The following is a 15,724-nucleotide window of genomic DNA, read 5'->3' on the forward strand; positions in this document are numbered from 1 at the left end:
AAGGCGAATGAATTGACCGAATATCTGGAAATCCTGCCCCTTACCAAGCAAGCCTTCGCGCCTTTCGGCGATGTCATCGAGGCCGATCCGGCGACCATGCGGCTGATCAACGGCGGGACGACCGAACGCTATCATGCGCTCGCCGAGCCAGTCGTGATCGGCGAGCCGGAGCGGCTGATCTTCAGTATCTTCCGCAGCAAGCCGCGGCAGTTCCCTTACGCGATCACAATGATGGAGCGGCATCCTTTCGCCAGCCAGAGCTTTTCGCCGATCTCCGGCCAGCCGTTCCTGATCGCTGTTTCGGATGATGAAGGCGGTCGGCCGGGCAAACCGCAGGTTTTCCTCGTGCAGCCACATCAGGGCGTCAATTATTTCCCCAATTCGTGGCATCATCCGCTGATGGCGATCGGCGTCGTCAGCGATTTCCTGGTGGTGGACAGGGATAATACCTCCGCGAACTACGAGGAAGCGTTCTTCGAGACCCCGTATCTCATCGCGGAGCCAAGCCTATGACGGGCCTCACCACCCATGTGCTCGACACCGCCAGCGGTACGCCTGCGGAGGGGCTTTCGATCGATCTCTACCGGCTGAACGGTGAGGCTCGCGAAAAACTGCAGACTGTAGTCACCAATAGCGACGGCCGCGTCGATGGCGGGCCGATCCTGATCCGCGAGACCTTTCTTGCCGGCGAATACGAACTGGTTTTCCATGCCGGCGCCTACCTTCGAGCCTGCGGCGTTGCCTTGACCGAGCCGCCCTTTCTCGACGTGATCCCGATCCGTTTCGGCATTTCCGACACGACGGCGCACTATCACGTGCCGCTGCTGCTTTCGCCCTACGGCTATTCCACCTATCGGGGGAGCTGATGCGCTTTGCCGCGATCGCCGACATCCACGGGAATTGCGCAGCGCTCGAAGCGGTGCTTGCCGATATTCACGGGCAAGGCATCACCGAGATCGTCAATCTCGGCGATTGTCTAAGCGGCCCCCTCGAAGCCGGGCGCACCGCCGACCTGCTGCTCCTTCTCGATACGATGGCGACGCTGACCGTGCGCGGCAATCACGATCGCTACCTGATCGAAAACCCGGCGGATGCGATGCCTTCCTGGGAAGTGCACGCCTTTTCGCAATTGGCGCCGCGCCACCTGCAATGGCTGCGCAAGCTGCCGTTCAGCGCCGTCTATCGGGACGAGGCCTATCTTTGCCACGCGACGCCGCAGTCGGACAACGTTTACTGGCTGGAGCAGGTATCGAGCCAAGGCCATGTTTTCCTGAAGCCGCTGGAGGAGATCGAGGTGCTGGCTGATGGCATCGAGCAGCCGCTGATCCTCTGCGGCCACAGCCATATTCCGCGGGCGGTGCAACTGTCCGATGGCCGGCTGATCGTCAATCCCGGCAGCGTCGGCTGTCCGGCCTATGACGACGACACGCCGCATTTCCACAAGGTGGAAGCGGGCCACGCCATGGCATCCTACGCGATCCTGGAAAAGACCTCCGCCGGCTGGATACCGCAATTCCGCAACGTGACCTACGACCACCTGGCAATGTCGCGCCTCGCCGCCGAAAACGGCCGCGCCGACTGGGCGGTGGCACTGGCGACGGGCCGGGCGGGGTAGCTCAAATTGACTTCGACTGGGACATGTACTATTTGTTGTACAAGTAATTGAGGAGCCATTCATGCGCACCGTCATGTTTTCCCAAGCCCGCCAAGAGCTTGCTAGCCTCCTCGACGAGGTCTCGAACGACCGTGCTCCGATCGAAATCATGCGCCGTGACAAGCCATCGGCCATCCTGATCGATAAGGACGAATACGAGGGGATGCTGGAGACGCTGCATCTGATGTCGACGCCCGCCAATGCGACGCGGCTGATGGAGGCGATCGCCAACGTCAACGACGGCTCCAAGCTGATCGCGCACGACTTGATTGAACCTGAAGACTATATTCCCAACAAGAAGGCCGATTGATGCCTCCAGGGAAAGCCTACCTGCTCGTCTGGGAGCCGGAGGGCTGGCGCGAGTATGTTTCCTGGCAGGAGACCGATCCCAAAATGGTCGGTCGGATCAACGAGTTGATCAGAAACACATTGCGTCACCCCTTCGAGGGCATCGGTAAGCCTGAGCCTTTGCGCAATCAGCTCAAAGGGCAGTGGTCGCGCCGGATTACTCAGGAACACCGCCTCGTTTACCGAGTGGAGAACAGCAGCGATCAGCCACGGCTGATCATCCTCCAATGCCGTTTCCACTACTGACCGCTCTTTCCGAAACCTTTCGGCAATCCTTCCCCACGATACTTTCTCCGATTCGACAGGAGAGATCGTCATGGCTCAAACGCGCGGCAAATCCGGTTCTCGGCGCAGGAGCGCGCCCAAGCGGTCGTCGAGCTCCGGTTCGTCGCTCTGGCCTTGGCTCGGAGTGCTAGCGCTGGTGGCCGGCGGGATTGCGCTTTACGAGAATTCCGCGGCAACGAGGCGTTTTGTTGCTGGCCTGACTTCGGGAAAACCGCTCCAGGTCGCGGCAAAACCTGTGCCGGCGAAATCCGTCGAGGCAAGTTCCGGCCCGTCGCACCGACCGGTCACGCCAAAGCCTGCGGTCGCTCCCGACCAGAGCCACACTGCCGCGATCATCCCGCCGGCGCCAATCGGCAAGCCGATTCTCGAGGAGATCAAGGCTGCCGAGGCGCCGAAGAGCAACGAGAACCTTGCCGGCGCCTATGAGGCGAAATTCTATCTGTGCGGATCGGCCAAGCAGGACGACTGCGTCACTGCGGCCGACCGTTTCGTATTCCACGGCCAGAAGATCCGCCTCGTCGGCATCGAGGTGCCCGACATCAAGAAGCCGCGCTGCGAGGCGGAGCGGATCAAGGCGAGCGATGCGGAGCTGCGGGTGAGGGCTTTCCTCGATTCCGGTCCGTTCGAACTCGTCACCTGGCAGGGAAACGAGGACGAGGTCGAAGGCCACAAGCTGCGCGAAGTCACCCGCAATGGCCGCTCTCTCGCCGATGTCCTCGTCAACGAGGGCCTGGCCAAGCGGCCGGGCGTCGGCAAGGGCGGTTGGTGCTGAGATAGCAGCTCCTACCGTCTTCGCCCCCGGTCGTCAGAACGGCATGTTGGCGAGGATGTTGCGGTCGATATGCTGGATATCCCGCTTGCCGCAAAGCGCCATGGTGATGTCGAGTTCCTTACGGATGATCTCGAGCGTCGTGGTGACGCCCTCCTTGCCCATGGCGCCGAGGCCGTAGAGGAAAGGCCGGCCGATATAGGTGCCGCGGGCGCCGAGCGCCACGGCCTTAAGCACGTCCTGGCCCGACCGAATGCCGCCGTCCACATGCACTTCGATCCGGTCGCCGACCGCCTCGACGATTTTCGGCAGCATGCTGATCGATGAGGGGGCGCCGTCGAGCTGGCGGCCGCCGTGGTTGGAGACGATGATCGCATCCGCGCCGGTGTCGGCGGCGGCGCGTGCGTCCTCTTCGTCGAGGATCCCCTTGATGATCATCTTGCCGCCCCAGAGGTCCTTGATCCAGCGGATATCGTCCCAGGACAGCCGTGGGTCGAACTGTTCCGCGGTCCAGGCACCGAGCGAGGAGAGGTCGGAAACATTGCTTGCATGGCCGACGATATTGCCGAAGCCGCGGCGCTTGGTCTGAAGCATTTCCAGGCACCATCTCGGGCGCGTCACGAGCTGCAGGGCCGCGTTGAGCGTCGGCTTCGGCGGAGCGGCGAGGCCATTGCGCAGGTCCTTGTGGCGCTGGCCGAGGATCTGCAGGTCGGCGGTGACGACGAGCGCCGAACATTTCGCCGCCTTGGCGCGGCCGATCAGCCGTTCGACGAAGCCGCGATCCTTCATCACGTAGAGCTGGAACCAGAAGGGTTTGGTGGTCACCGAGGCGACGTCCTCGATCGAGCAGATGCTCATGGTCGAGAGCGTGAAGGGCACGCCGAATTCTTCCGCCGCCTTGGCGGCCAACATTTCGCCGTCGGCATGCTGCATGCCGGTCATGCCGGTCGGCGCCAGCGCCACGGGCATCGCCGCCTTTTCGCCGATCATCGTGGTTTCGAGCGTGCGGTTGGTCATATCGACCAGAACACGCTGGCGCAGCTTGATTTTGGAATAGTCTTCCTCGTTCGCCCGATAAGTTCCCTCGGTCCAGGCGCCGCTGTCGGCATAATCGAAGAACATCTTTGGCACCCGACGGCGGGCAAGGTTTTTCAGGTCTGCGATGGTCAGCGGTTTGGACATCGATATTCTTCCTCCGGATGCTAGCAGACGAGTAGCATATCTTCGCCGCACTGCCAGAGGAATGTGGAGCGATATCGCGCGCTGTTTCTCCCCAGTTTATCTCCTGGGCGTGGGGTCCTGCGCGATATCGCCTGCCGTCACTCGGGGATAAGCAGCAGGCTGCCGGCTGCACGGCCGCTTTCCAAGAATTCCTGCGCCCTGGCTGCCTCTTCTAGCGGATACTCTCCCGCGACGACCGCGGTGATGCCGTTCTCCATTGCGGCAATCGCCGCGTTCGCCGCCTCGCGATAATTGGCCTGATCGATGATGAAGGCAAGGATGCTGGGATGCGACAGGGCCTTGCCCGGCCTTAGCTGATCGACGCTGACCGGCGGGATCGGGCCGGCGGCTTGGCCTATGGTCACAGCGGTGCCGAACGGCCGGACGCTGTCGATCGTCTTGGCAAGCATGGAACCGCCAATTCCGTCATAGCCGACATCGACGCCGCGCCCGTTCGTCCAGGACTTGACCTCACCTACCAGATCCGCATCGCGCCCGACGATCAAGTGATCGGCGCCGTAGCTGCGGGCCAGTTCCGCCTTTTCCTCCGAGCTTACGGTTCCGATCACCGTCGCACCGAGTTCCTTGGCCCATTTGACCAGGATCGCACCGAGACCGCCCGCGGCCGCGTGAACCAGGACGGTGGTGCCGGTGCCGACCGGATAAGTCTTGTAAAGCAGCATATAGGCCGTCATCGCTTTCAGCAGCGAGGAGGCCGCCGTCGCCGCGTCGATCTGCGGCGGAAGAAGGATGGCCCGCTGTGCCGCCAGCGCCCGGCGCGTCGCATAGGCTCCGGCCGGGACGCCACAATAGGCGATCCGATCGCCGATCTTCAGACCGGCGATCGCGGAGCCGACGGCTTCCACCGTGCCGGCCGCCTCGACACCGATTACGGCGGGATAGGATGGCAGCGCGTAGATCCCCCTGCGGTGATAGATATCGACGAAGTTCATGCCGATCGCGTCGTGCCGCACGATAATTTCGTCCTCCTTGGGCGTTAGTTGAGGCTGTTCCAGAATCTGCAGGTTTTCCAACCCGCCGGGGGAGGTCAGGCTCACCAGGATATTCGCCATCGTCATTCTCCATGTTTGAGGCGGGGTCAGGATGGGCCTTTGCTTATTGTTTGAAAATTCCCTATTCATGGACAATCGATGGGAAAAATTTGACAATGGTCGACTGGGAAAACCTCCGTTACTTTCTGGCGCTCTCGGACAGCGGAACGTTGCTCGGCGCCGCCCGGATACTCGGCGTGGAACACGCGACCGTCAGCCGCCGCGTGGCGCTTCTGGAGGAGCAGTTGCAGGCAAGATTGGTCGATCGCCGCGGCCGGAAGGTCACACTGACTATCGAGGGCGAACGCATTGCCGAACTGGCACGGCGGATGGAGGAACAGGCTCTCGCCACCGATCAGGCGAGGCTCAAACAGGATCGGCTGGCCGGCACGGTGCGCATCAGCGCACCTCCGGCCCTTTCGGACCTGCTGTTGCCGGAGCCAATCGCTAAGCTTCGCCGACGTCACCCCGAGATCGAGATCGTCGTTGCCGGCGAAAAGCGCTACGCTTCCCTCAACCGTCGAGAGGCGGACATTGCGGTGCGTCTGGCCCGTCCCGAACAGGGGGATCTTACAGTCACGCGGATCGGCAGCGTTCGGTTCGATTTCTATGCGTCGCCGTCCTACCTTGCCGAGACGCCACAAGAGGAATGGAGCTTTATCGCTTACGGCGAGGACATGGAGACTTCGCCGCAGCATCGGCGGCTTCTCGATATCGCGAGAGGACGGCGTGTCGGCCTGAGGGCCTCGACGCTGGAATTCCAGCGCGCAATGGCCCGGGCGGGCGGCGGGGTCGCCATCCTGCCCGATTTCTTCGTCAGCGCCGGCGACGGGCTCGCCGTCGCGCTGGTGGAGGACGAACCCGTGACGCGCGACATCTGGCTCGTCGTCCATTCGGATATCCGCGACGTGCCGATTGTCCGCGCTGTCATGGACGCGATCAAGGAGGGCGCTCGGCGGAAGGCGGGCGGCTAGGTCCTGACCTGGCTTACGTCGAGCTCGCTCTTCATTGCCTTGCCCGCCACATAGGTCTCGACCACGGCGCGGTCGTCGCCCATGGTCTGAAGAAGGAAGAGTTCTTCCCCCAGCGTCTTCACCGTTTCCATCCGTAGCCGCATGGCCGGCGTCGAGGCGGCGTTCAGCACCACGAGGTCGGCATCGGTGCCGGGCTCCAGGGTGCCGATACGTTCCGCCATCGACAGCGCCTCGGCATTGCCTCTGGTCATCAGGTAGAAGCTTTCAAGCGGGTTCAGACGCTCGCCGAGGAGTTGCTGGATCTTGTAGGCCTCGTCCAGGGTCCTCAGCATCGAATAGCTCGATCCGCCGCCGATATCGGTGGCGACCGCCACCCTGACCGGTTTTTCCCGCCGCATCAGCGATTTCACCGGGAACAGGCCGGAACCGAGGAAGAGGTTGGAGGTCGGGCAGTGGACGGCGACGGCGCCTGCCTCCGACAACATATCGGCTTCGCGGTCGGAAAGATGGATCGCGTGGCCGAGCAAGGTCTTGGGCCCGAGAAGGCCGTAATGGGCGTAGATGTCGGTATAGTCCCTGGCGTCCGGATAAAGCTCGCCCGTATAGCGGATCTCCTCGTGGTTTTCGGAAAGGTGCGTCTGGATATGCAGGTCGGGAAACTCCTGCGCCAGCGCCTGGGCAGCCTTCATCTGGGCGGGCGTCGACGTGATCGCGAAGCGCGGGGTGATGGCGACGTGGCAGCGGCCCTTGCCGTGCCAGTCGGCAATTACCCCGCGGGTTTCGTCATAACCCATCTGCGGCGTGTCGAGCAGACCCTGCGGGGCGTTGCGGTCCATCATCACCTTGCCGCCGACCATGCACATGCCGCGCTTCAGGGCTTCGGCAAAGAAGGCATCGGCCGAAGTCTTGTGCACGGAGCAGTAGGCGACCGCCGTGGTGGTGCCGTGGCGCAGTAATTCGTCGTAGAAATGTGTGGCGATGCGGGCCGCATGCTCGCTTTCGACGAACCGGCATTCCTCCGGGAAGGTGTAGGTGTTCAGCCATTCGAGCAGATTGGCGGCGTAGGAGGCGATCACCTGCATCTGCGGGAAATGCAGATGCATGTCGATGAAGCCGGGCAGGATCAGATGCGGGCGGTGGTCGATCTCCTCGACGCCCTCCGGCGCAATCGCCTTGACCGTTCCGTAGCTGCCGGCAACCGAAATCGTGTTCCCGTCGATCAGCAGCGCGCCGTCGCTCTCATAGGCGTAACTGTCCGTGTCGGTCAGCGAGTGCGGAGCGCGCTTGAAGGAGAGCAGCCGTCCGCGGATCAGCATCTGGGTCATTGGGATATCGTGCTTTCGTACCAGGCCGTCAGCAGCCGGCGTTCGTCCGGCGAGATGGCGGTGACATTGCCGGGCGGCATGGCGTGACTGCGGCCCGCCTGGATATAGATCTCCCGCGCGTGGGCGGCAATCTCTGCGTCAGTCTCCAGTCTGACGGATTTCGGGGTGAAATTGACGCCTTCATAAACGGGTTCAGCCGCGTGGCACATGGAACAGCGCGCCTGCACGACATCCCTCGCTGCACCGAAATGGGCATTGGCCGCGAATTTCTGGGCGACCGGGGTCATCGAGGTCTCGGTCTCGCCGGTCAGAACCTTCGGCACGGTCGAGAGCCACATGATGACGATGAAGAGCAGAACCGTCACCAGCCAGGTCCAGGTCGGCTTGCCCTTGCGGGCGTGGGTGGTGTTGAACCAGTGCCTGATCGTCACGCCCATCAGGAAGACGAGTGCGGCGATCACCCAGTTGAAATGGGTCGCAAACGCCAGCGGATAGTGGTTGGAGAGCATGAAGAAGATGACGGGCAGCGTCAGGTAGTTGTTGTGCAGCGAACGCTGCTTGGCGATCATGCCGTATTTCGGGTCGGGCGTGCGCGCCGCGATCAGGTCGGCGACGACGATCTTCTGGTTGGGGATGATGATGAAGAAGACGTTGGCGGACATGATCGTCGCGGTGAACGCGCCGAGATGCAGGAAGGCGGCGCGGCCGGAGAATATCTGCGTATACCCCCAGGCCATGGCGATCAGCACCAGGAAGAGCAGCACCATCAGCCCCCAGGTGTTCTTTCCGAGCGGTGACTTGCAGAGCAGGTCGTAGATGATCCAGCCGATCGACAGCGATGCGAGCGACAACAGGATTGCCTGCCAGGGGGCGAGAGCCATCACCGTGCGATCGATCAGGAACAGGTCGGCGCCGCCGTAATAGACGATGCAGAGCATCAGGAAACCGGAGAGCCAGGTGAAATAGCTCTCGTATTTGAACCAGGTCAGGTGTTCGGGCATCTGTGCCGGCGCCACCAGGTATTTCTGGACGTGGTAGAAACCGCCGCCATGCACCTGCCATTCCTCGCCATAGACGCCGGCGGGCATGTTCGGGCGCTTCGTCAGCCCCAGATCGAGCGCGATGAAATAGAACGACGAGCCGATCCAGGCGATCGCCGTGATGACATGGAACCAGCGGGCGGCGAAACTCAGCCATTCCCAGGCGACGGCATATTCATACATTCAGACTTCCCCTTTTTGCCCCCCGACTCGTCACTTTGGGGAAAAAACCTGGCCAAGGGAAGAGGGCGCTGCGGCGAACACTTTTTGTTCCGCCACGGAACCGGGACCGGCAGCTTCGAGTTCCCTTCGCGCGATCCCCGGATTGGCAATAGTAGAATGTTCTTAATTGTGCATCGCGATAAGTAAGGGTTAATTGGTCAGATCGACTCACGTATTGTGACAGTTGCAAGTCAGCCGGCGAAAGCTTGGTAATGCGTGCGGTTCGAGCCGGTGATGGGGGCATTCATCAACGGAGACTAAGCTCATGCGTGGTATTCTGACAGGTGTGATGATTGCGTACGCGTCCTGCATCCAGATCGGTTCGGCCAGTGCCCACGAGGCGCACAGTTCGACCGGCGTGACCTGGAAATATGACGGTTTCTGCTGCAACGGCGACAACCATACAGGCGACTGCCAGATGATCGCGACCAAGAACGTCAAGATCATCGATGGCGGCTACGAGATCATTCTGGGTCCGGGCGATCATCGGCTGATCACGCGCCCGCATGATTTCAAACTGCCGCAGAGCCAGGCGAGGAGAAGCCAGGACGAGGAATACCATCTCTGTCTCTATCCGACCGAAGATACGCTGCGCTGCTTCTACGCGCCGGATATGAGCTACTAGAGGCCGCCAGCGGCCAGAAGTAACATGTCCAGCCGGTTTTCCGTCCAGCAAAGCGGCGGATAGAAAACCGACTGAAGGGTCCTGACCCTAGTCCCTGAATGTCGGCATGGTTTTCCGCATGAAGTCGCGGAAGGCACGGATTTTCTTGGAATTCCTGCGAGCCTCCGGATAGACCAGCCAATAGTCGCTCTTGTCATAGCCGAGGATGTCGAATGGCTGGACCAGCCGCCCGAGCGCGATGTCGTCCGCATAAAATTCCGGCTGCAGAATTCCGACCCCCTGGCTGGCGATCGCGGCGGCGGCTTCGAAGGCCTGCGCGCCCATTCTGCTCACCGGCCGGCCGCTGAGGTCGACATCCGGCACCCCGGCTGCGGCAAACCAGAACGGCCACCATGGATCGCCGGGATCGATGATCCTGAGCTTCAGGATGTCTTCAGGCGTCTTTACGCCGCCGATCGTGGCGGCCAGATCCGGGCTCAGCATCGGCGTGAAATGATTTCGCATCAGAAAATGCCGGCGCAAGCCCGGCCATTCGCCCTTGCCGCTGCGGATCGCGATGTCCGCCTGGGAGCGCGAAAAATCGATCATCTCCTGCGATGTCTCCAGCCTGACGGCAATGCCGGGATTTTCGAGCTGGAAGGTGCCGAGATGGCGCGCCAGCCAGCGCGAGGCGAAGGTCGCCGTCGAATGGATGATCAGCGTGCCCTCCGATGCGTCGTGCAGAGTCGAAAGCGCATCGCCCATGATCGCGAAGGCTTCCGCGATCCTCGGCGCCAGCCGCTCGCCTGCCTCCGTCAACGAAACCTGCCGGGGCCGGCGCAGGAAGAGCTGTTCACCGATGGTGTCCTCGAGCAGCTTGATCTGGTAGCTCACGGCCGTCTGGGTCAGGCCGAGCTCCTCTCCGGCCCGGGTGAAGCTCATCAGCCGCGCGGCGGCCTCGAACACCCGAAGCGCATTCAGCGGAAACTGTTTCGACATCTTCATGGATAAGATCTCTTGATCCGTGCAGACGGTAATTCGATTGGATAACCGACGCTTTGGCGCGCAATCTACCCTCCGAAAGATCAAATGAAAACGGGGTATCCCGTTGGAGGCAAGAGATGGTTTCGATCCTCAACCGGCCGTTCGAGCAGTTTTTCCCGAAGCTCGGCATCGCCGCCGCCATTCGCCGCCGCCTGGCTGTTCGCCGCAACAGTCTCGACCTCGAGGAAATGCCGCAATCCTGGCAACGCGATCTCGGCCTGCTCGACGGCCGCGATAAGCGCGACCCCCGGGACGAAGGCGCCTTCCGTGCAGCGAGGCTTCTCTATTCGCATCGGAGCTTTTGATTGCGCAGTTGGCGGGAGGGCTGGTCTGCTTGACGGGCTGCCCCTATTGAGCGGCCGCCTCGCTGCGATTCGTGCCTATGGCCGCAAGGTCATCGGCGAGCGCCGCCTGGATCCAGGTCGCAAAGGCCGTGACCTTCGCCGCACTTCGCCGCGCCGGCGCGTAACACAGCCAATAGGTCTTGCCCTCGCCGACGCAGATATCGAAGGGCTGCAGGAGGCGGCCGGATGCCAGATCTTCCTGAAAGAGGAAGGGGCTCAGCATCGCCACGCCATGGCCGGATATCGCAGCCCTTGCCTCCAGATCGAGCGCGCCAAGGGCGTTGAGGCTGGTGTGCCGGATCTGATGCGGGTCGATGTGGGCCGCCTCGAACCATTCGTGCCACCCGTCACGGGTGTCGGTAATCCAGGGTAGTTTCAAAAGATCGGAAGGCTGCCGTATGCCACCCACGCTTTCCGCCAGTCGCGGAGACAGCATGGGCGCATAGTTGAGCCGAAAGAGAGGATGGCTGATCAACCCGTCGGATGGCCGGGCGCTGATACAGATCGTGATATCGGCCGAGCTATGGCGGTGGTCGTTGTTATCCAGCTGGCGCAGCAGGCGGACCTCGATTTGCGGGTGCAGGGCCTTGAAAATGTGGAGATGCGGCGACAGCCATTGCGCGGCAAACGATGGCGGCGAATGGATTTCCAGCGTTTCCTCGATGCCGTTCCGCGTCGATTGCACCGCCTCGGTCAGCAGCGTGAAAGCCTCCGCCACCTTCGGAAGCAGCTTTTCACCCGCTTCGGTGAGTTTCAGTGCCCGTGGGCGGCGCAGGAAAACGGTGTCGCCGAGAAAATCCTCCAAGAGCTTGATCTGATAGGTCACCGCCGTCTGGGTCATGCCGAGTTCTTCCGCGGCGCGGGTGAAATTTTCCAGGCGCGCGACGGCCTCGAAGACCCGAAGTGCATTCAGCGGAAACCGGCGTGATAATTTCATCGATAAGTTCTCTTGATCGCGACCGACTGTATTTGAATTGGAATTTCCCGGCAATCGGCTCCATTCATGGTCGCAACCAATCAAGCCATTCTTGTCGATGTGGAGCAACCATGCCGTCCGCAAACGCCCATGCCTTGCCTTTGAAATCCTCCCGCCCGCTGTCCGCCTGGCGGCAGCTTCGCTGCTTTTTCCGCAGGCTCCTGCAGCCCTCGGGCCTGAGCATCCCGGAGCTGCCGGATGATCTGCGCGGCGATGTCGCGCTCCCGGAAGCCGGGCCGCAAAGCCGCGAGGCGGCATTCTGGGACGGAAAACGGCGCTCAGGCGGTCGGGATCTGCCGCTTTGAGGTCTGTGCCTGCCGGGCGGCATAGATTTCCAGCAGTTCGGCCGCGACAAGTGCTGCGATCACGGCCGGGCGCTTGTCCCTGACCACCGTGCCGCCGATCGGCAGCACGAGGCGGGAGAGCAAGCCATCACCGCCGCCCTCGCGCTTCAGCCAGTTGGCGAAGGTGGCACGTTTGGTTCGCGAGCCGATCATGCCGACATAGGCAAGATCGGCGCGTGCCAACGCGCGCTGGGCGATCAGGAAATCCAGCGCATGGTCGTGGGTGAGGATGATCGCCGCGCCGCCAGCCGGGATCTTGTCCACAAACGCTTCCGGCATGGCGGTCAGGTGTTTTTCCGTTTCGGCCGGCAGATCCTCCAGCGCCTCGGCACGGGTTTCGACGACGGTCACCGCGAAGGGCAGGGGAACCAGCGCCCTTGCAAGCGCCTGGCCCACATGGCCCGATCCGAACAGCGTCACTGCCGGCCGGTCGTCCTCCTCGTCGCGCAGGCGCCTTTCCAGCATCTCGGCGAGTTCAGGTGTCAGCGGCCGGAACGCAAGCCGGGTATGGCCGCCGCAGCACTGGCCGATCTCCGGTCCGAGCGGAATGTCCATCACCGCCTCGCCGCCGCCAGCCAGCATCGCCCGGGCATTGTCGATCGCCATATATTCGAACTGCCCCCCGCCGATCGTCCCCCAGATCGCCTTATCGGCGACAAGCATGAAGGTGCCGGCTTCGCGGGGCGTGGAGCCCTTGGCCTCGCGGATTTCGACGAGGACAGATTTTGGATGGGTGGTGATGAAGCCAGCAAGGGTAAGGTCGCGCATTAGGCACCCCCCTCTGTCCTGCCGGACATCTCCCCCACAAGGGGGGAGATCGGCAGGACGTGCTGTCCCGCCCCAGTCTCAGCCTTGTCCGCGACGTAAGCCCGTCCCTTTGAGAGGGAGTGGGAGTTGGCCACATCCAATCTCCCCCCTTGTGGGGGAGATGCCCGGCAGGGCAGAGGGGGGTATGCCGCGGCCGCAGCCATCACATCGCCTTCAGCCGCTCGACCGCCATCAGCACCCGTTCCGGCGTCGCCGGCGCGTCGAGTCTCGGGCAGGCGGAATAATCTGCCACACTCGCTACCGCCATCGACAGGGCTTCGAGCACCGAGATCGCCAGCATGAAGGGCGGCTCGCCGACGGCCTTGGAGCGGCCGATGGTCGGTTCGGCATTTTCCGCCCATTCGGCGAGTTGCACGTTAAAAATCTTCGGCCGGTCGGAGGCAAGCGGGATCTTGTAGGTGGAGGGCGCGTGGGTGCGCAGCCGGCCTTTGTCGTCCCACCAGAGTTCCTCGGTGGTCAGCCAGCCCATGCCCTGCACGAAAGCGCCTTCCACCTGGCCGATGTCGATCGCGGGGTTCAGCGACTTGCCGACGTCGTGGAGGATGTCGGTGCGCTCGACCATGTATTCGCCGGTCAGGGTATCGATCGAGACTTCCGACACCGCGGCGCCATAGGCGAAGTAGTAGAACGGCCGGCCGCGGCCCGCCTTGCGGTCCCAGTGGATGCGCGGCGTCTTGTAGAAACCGGCGGCCGACAATTGCACGCGGTCGTAATAGGCGGCCCGGATGAACGTGTCGAAGGGTATGATCTCGCCGCCGATCCGCAGCCGGTTCGGCAGGAACTCGACCTTGTCGCGGCCGACCTTCCATTGGCGCATGGCGAAATCGATCAACCGTTCCTTGATCTGGCGGGCGGCATCATAAGCGGCCATGCCGTTGAGGTCGGTGCCGGACGAGGCGGCGGTCGCCGAGGTGTTCGGCACCTTGCCGGTCGTCGTCGCGGTGATCTTCACCCGGTCGATATCGACCTGGAACGTATCGGCCACCACCTGCGCCACCTTGGTATAGAGGCCCTGGCCCATTTCGGTGCCGCCGTGGTTCAGGTGGATCGAACCGTCATTGTAGATATGCACTAGCGCGCCCGCCTGGTTGTAGGCGGTCATGGTGAACGAGATGCCGAACTTCACCGGTGTCAGGGCGATGCCCTTGCGGATCACCGGGCTGTGCGAGTTGAACTCCAGGATCGCCTGCCGGCGGGCCTGATAGTCCGACGAGGTTTCCAGTTCGTCGACAATCCTCGCGATGATGTTGTCCTCGACGTCCTGATGATAGGGCGTCATCGTCCGGTTCGAACCGCGCTGGCCGTAAAAGTTCAGCTTGCGGATCTCGAGCGGGTCCTTGCCGACCGCATAGGCGATCTCCTCGATGATCCGTTCGCCGCCGAGCATGCCCTGCGGCCCGCCGAAACCGCGGAAGGCGGTGTTGGAGACCGTATGGGTCTTCAGCGGCTGTGAGGTCAGGCGCACATGCGGGTAGAAATAGCTGGAATCCGCATGGAAGAGGGCGCGGTCGGTGACCGGGCCGGAGAGGTCGGCGGAAAAACCGCAGCGCGCCGCATAGATCGCATCGACCGCGTGGATGCGGCCTTCCTCATCGAAGGCGACGTCGTAGTCGACGCGGAAATCGTGCCGCTTGCCGGTGATCGACATATCCTCGTCGCGGTCGGGCCGGAACTTCACCGCCCGCTTCAGCTTCTTGGCGGCGATTGCCGCGAGCGCCGCGAACTGGTTGCCCTGCGTTTCCTTGCCGCCGAAACCGCCGCCCATGCGCCGGGTCTGGACGGTCACCGCGTTGTTGGCGACGCCGAGCACGTGCGCCACCATGTGCTGCACCTCGCTCGGATGCTGGGTGGAGGACCAGACGATCACCTCGTCGTCCTCGCCAGGGATGGCGAGTGCGATGTGGCTCTCCAGGTAAAAGTGCTCCTGACCGCCGATATACATGTGGTTCTGGACCCGCAGGGGTGCTTTATCGATCTCGGTTTCCGGCTCGCCGCGCTTCAGCGTCATCGGGTCGATGACATAAGGCGCGTCGTTTTCGCGGGCGCTGTCGATATCGGTCCAGTGCGGCAGGTCGCGATATTCGATCTTTGCGAGCTTTGCGGCACGGCGGGCCTGGTCGCGGGTCTCGGCGATAACCGCGAAGATGATCTGGCCGTGGAACTGCACGTTGGTGGTCGCAAGCAGCGGTTCGTCGTGCTGGCCGGTCGAGGCTACGTCGTTGAAGCCCGGAATGTCCTCCGCGGTGATCACCCAGACGACGCCGGGTGCGCTCTTGACCGCTGAAAGATCGACCGAGACGATTTCCGCATGCGCCCGGTCGGCAAGCCCGAGGCCGCCGTGCAGGGTACCCGAGGGTTCGGGAATATCGTCGATATATTCGGCGGTTCCGGTGACGTGCTTATGTGCCGAATCATGTTTCAGCGACACATGCATGCGGCCGTTGATGATCGGTTTGGTGTTAAACGTGGTCTTGTCCATCAGAGGAGGCCTCCGACCGTTGCGGCATACCGATCTCCCCCCTTGAGGGGGAGATGCCCGGCAGGGCAGAGGGGGGTGGCCCGGAATGCTACGGGTGCGGTTTGACGCGCCGAGAGGTCGCTACCCCCCTCTGTCACCTTCGGTGACATCTCCCCCTCAAGGGGGGAGATCATAGGGAGTGTGCCGAGCCGTCTCGTTTCCGCATGCATGTCGGG

Annotated in this window: 18 protein-coding genes; 10 read left to right on the plus strand and 8 right to left on the minus strand. The window is 62.5% G+C overall.

Annotated features, from left to right (window positions below):
• Positions 1-12: 12 nt before the first annotated feature.
• From AC1DLT_RS12235 to AC1DLT_RS12260, 6 genes are all read left to right on the plus strand, one after another.
• Positions 13-513 (plus strand): ureidoglycolate lyase, encoded by a 501-nt coding sequence (locus AC1DLT_RS12235; RefSeq protein ID WP_477486878.1) that lies wholly within the window; start codon positions 13-15, stop codon positions 511-513.
• Entirely contained in the window at positions 510-866 is a 357-nt protein-coding gene (gene uraH, locus AC1DLT_RS12240; RefSeq protein WP_477486879.1) for a hydroxyisourate hydrolase, read from the plus strand. The genes AC1DLT_RS12235 and uraH overlap by 4 nt, the downstream gene beginning before the upstream one ends.
• Positions 866-1,615: a metallophosphoesterase family protein gene (locus AC1DLT_RS12245; protein ID WP_477486880.1), complete on the plus strand. Its 750-nt coding sequence runs from the start codon at positions 866-868 to the stop codon at positions 1,613-1,615. Before uraH ends, AC1DLT_RS12245 begins: the two co-directional genes overlap by 1 nt.
• Before the next feature lie 61 nt (positions 1,616-1,676).
• On the plus strand, positions 1,677-1,964 hold the full coding sequence (locus tag AC1DLT_RS12250; protein ID WP_038544445.1) for a type II toxin-antitoxin system Phd/YefM family antitoxin: 288 nt from the start codon (positions 1,677-1,679) through the stop codon (positions 1,962-1,964).
• Positions 1,964-2,248: a Txe/YoeB family addiction module toxin gene (locus AC1DLT_RS12255; RefSeq protein WP_477486881.1), complete on the plus strand. Its 285-nt coding sequence runs from the start codon at positions 1,964-1,966 to the stop codon at positions 2,246-2,248. Before AC1DLT_RS12250 ends, AC1DLT_RS12255 begins: the two co-directional genes overlap by 1 nt.
• Positions 2,249-2,318: 70 nt before the next feature.
• Positions 2,319-3,059 carry a hypothetical protein gene (locus AC1DLT_RS12260; RefSeq protein ID WP_477486882.1) on the plus strand — a complete coding sequence of 247 codons (741 nt, stop codon included), beginning with the start codon at positions 2,319-2,321 and terminating at the stop codon, positions 3,057-3,059.
• Positions 3,060-3,092: 33 nt separating this feature from the next.
• Here AC1DLT_RS12260 and AC1DLT_RS12265 read toward each other — a convergent pair whose 3' ends face one another.
• Together AC1DLT_RS12265 and AC1DLT_RS12270 are read right to left on the minus strand one after the other, a co-directional pair.
• Positions 3,093-4,238: an alpha-hydroxy acid oxidase gene (locus AC1DLT_RS12265; RefSeq protein WP_477486883.1), complete on the minus strand. Its 1,146-nt coding sequence runs from the start codon at positions 4,236-4,238 to the stop codon at positions 3,093-3,095.
• A gap of 137 nt (positions 4,239-4,375) precedes the next feature.
• Complete coding sequence (locus tag AC1DLT_RS12270; RefSeq protein ID WP_477486884.1) at positions 4,376-5,350, minus strand: quinone oxidoreductase family protein; 975 nt, start codon at positions 5,348-5,350, stop codon at positions 4,376-4,378.
• A 95-nt stretch (positions 5,351-5,445) separates the two neighbouring features.
• Here AC1DLT_RS12270 and AC1DLT_RS12275 point away from each other — a divergent pair, with 95 nt between their 5' ends.
• Positions 5,446-6,303, plus strand: coding sequence for a LysR family transcriptional regulator (locus AC1DLT_RS12275; protein WP_477486885.1), 858 nt, complete (start codon positions 5,446-5,448; stop codon positions 6,301-6,303).
• Here the strand turns inward: AC1DLT_RS12275 and guaD are convergent.
• A complete protein-coding gene (gene guaD, locus AC1DLT_RS12280; protein WP_477486886.1) occupies positions 6,300-7,628 on the minus strand; it encodes a guanine deaminase in 1,329 nt (442 codons plus the stop codon). The genes AC1DLT_RS12275 and guaD overlap by 4 nt on opposite strands.
• Complete coding sequence (gene puuD / locus AC1DLT_RS12285; RefSeq protein WP_477486887.1) at positions 7,625-8,851, minus strand: urate hydroxylase PuuD; 1,227 nt, start codon at positions 8,849-8,851, stop codon at positions 7,625-7,627. Before puuD ends, guaD begins: the two co-directional genes overlap by 4 nt.
• Before the next feature lie 304 nt (positions 8,852-9,155).
• Between puuD and AC1DLT_RS12290 the strand changes: the two genes are divergently transcribed.
• Positions 9,156-9,515 carry a hypothetical protein gene (locus tag AC1DLT_RS12290; protein WP_038544430.1) on the plus strand — a complete coding sequence of 120 codons (360 nt, stop codon included), beginning with the start codon at positions 9,156-9,158 and terminating at the stop codon, positions 9,513-9,515.
• 87 nt (positions 9,516-9,602) lie between these two features.
• Here AC1DLT_RS12290 and AC1DLT_RS12295 read toward each other — a convergent pair whose 3' ends face one another.
• Positions 9,603-10,499 (minus strand): LysR substrate-binding domain-containing protein, encoded by an 897-nt coding sequence (locus tag AC1DLT_RS12295; protein ID WP_038544428.1) that lies wholly within the window; start codon positions 10,497-10,499, stop codon positions 9,603-9,605.
• Positions 10,500-10,615: 116 nt separating this feature from the next.
• On the opposite strand from AC1DLT_RS12295, the gene AC1DLT_RS12300 reads away from it, so the two are divergent.
• Positions 10,616-10,843, plus strand: coding sequence for a hypothetical protein (locus AC1DLT_RS12300; protein WP_477486888.1), 228 nt, complete (start codon positions 10,616-10,618; stop codon positions 10,841-10,843).
• Positions 10,844-10,886: 43 nt separating this feature from the next.
• Here the strand turns inward: AC1DLT_RS12300 and AC1DLT_RS12305 are convergent, their stop codons facing one another.
• Positions 10,887-11,819: a LysR substrate-binding domain-containing protein gene (locus tag AC1DLT_RS12305; protein ID WP_477486889.1), complete on the minus strand. Its 933-nt coding sequence runs from the start codon at positions 11,817-11,819 to the stop codon at positions 10,887-10,889.
• 110 nt (positions 11,820-11,929) lie between these two features.
• On the opposite strand from AC1DLT_RS12305, the gene AC1DLT_RS12310 reads away from it, so the two are divergent.
• Positions 11,930-12,163 (plus strand): hypothetical protein, encoded by a 234-nt coding sequence (locus AC1DLT_RS12310; protein WP_477486890.1) that lies wholly within the window; start codon positions 11,930-11,932, stop codon positions 12,161-12,163.
• Here AC1DLT_RS12310 and xdhC read toward each other — a convergent pair.
• Positions 12,137-12,970 (minus strand): xanthine dehydrogenase accessory protein XdhC, encoded by an 834-nt coding sequence (gene xdhC, locus AC1DLT_RS12315; protein ID WP_477486891.1) that lies wholly within the window; start codon positions 12,968-12,970, stop codon positions 12,137-12,139. The genes AC1DLT_RS12310 and xdhC overlap by 27 nt on opposite strands.
• Positions 12,971-13,172: 202 nt before the next feature.
• On the minus strand, positions 13,173-15,509 hold the full coding sequence (gene xdhB, locus AC1DLT_RS12320; RefSeq protein ID WP_477486892.1) for a xanthine dehydrogenase molybdopterin binding subunit: 2,337 nt from the start codon (positions 15,507-15,509) through the stop codon (positions 13,173-13,175).
• Between the last annotated feature and the right edge of the window lie 215 nt (positions 15,510-15,724).

This window comes from Neorhizobium sp. 05N33, assembly GCF_056397445.1.

Coding starts and splice junctions, on each gene's coding strand:
- AC1DLT_RS12300 (WP_477486888.1), top strand. CDS start 10,616: ATGGTTTCGATCCTCAACCGGCCGTTCGAGCAGTTTTTCCCGAAGCTC.
- AC1DLT_RS12255 (WP_477486881.1), top strand. CDS start 1,964: ATGCCTCCAGGGAAAGCCTACCTGCTCGTCTGGGAGCCGGAGGGCTGG.
- AC1DLT_RS12295 (WP_038544428.1), bottom strand. CDS start 10,499: ATGAAGATGTCGAAACAGTTTCCGCTGAATGCGCTTCGGGTGTTCGAG.
- guaD (WP_477486886.1), bottom strand. CDS start 7,628: ATGACCCAGATGCTGATCCGCGGACGGCTGCTCTCCTTCAAGCGCGCT.
- AC1DLT_RS12265 (WP_477486883.1), bottom strand. CDS start 4,238: ATGTCCAAACCGCTGACCATCGCAGACCTGAAAAACCTTGCCCGCCGT.
- puuD (WP_477486887.1), bottom strand. CDS start 8,851: ATGTATGAATATGCCGTCGCCTGGGAATGGCTGAGTTTCGCCGCCCGC.
- AC1DLT_RS12250 (WP_038544445.1), top strand. CDS start 1,677: ATGCGCACCGTCATGTTTTCCCAAGCCCGCCAAGAGCTTGCTAGCCTC.
- AC1DLT_RS12245 (WP_477486880.1), top strand. CDS start 866: ATGCGCTTTGCCGCGATCGCCGACATCCACGGGAATTGCGCAGCGCTC.
- AC1DLT_RS12305 (WP_477486889.1), bottom strand. CDS start 11,819: ATGAAATTATCACGCCGGTTTCCGCTGAATGCACTTCGGGTCTTCGAG.
- uraH (WP_477486879.1), top strand. CDS start 510: ATGACGGGCCTCACCACCCATGTGCTCGACACCGCCAGCGGTACGCCT.
- AC1DLT_RS12310 (WP_477486890.1), top strand. CDS start 11,930: ATGCCGTCCGCAAACGCCCATGCCTTGCCTTTGAAATCCTCCCGCCCG.
- xdhC (WP_477486891.1), bottom strand. CDS start 12,970: ATGCGCGACCTTACCCTTGCTGGCTTCATCACCACCCATCCAAAATCT.
- xdhB (WP_477486892.1), bottom strand. CDS start 15,509: ATGGACAAGACCACGTTTAACACCAAACCGATCATCAACGGCCGCATG.
- AC1DLT_RS12290 (WP_038544430.1), top strand. CDS start 9,156: ATGCGTGGTATTCTGACAGGTGTGATGATTGCGTACGCGTCCTGCATC.
- AC1DLT_RS12260 (WP_477486882.1), top strand. CDS start 2,319: ATGGCTCAAACGCGCGGCAAATCCGGTTCTCGGCGCAGGAGCGCGCCC.
- AC1DLT_RS12275 (WP_477486885.1), top strand. CDS start 5,446: ATGGTCGACTGGGAAAACCTCCGTTACTTTCTGGCGCTCTCGGACAGC.
- AC1DLT_RS12270 (WP_477486884.1), bottom strand. CDS start 5,350: ATGGCGAATATCCTGGTGAGCCTGACCTCCCCCGGCGGGTTGGAAAAC.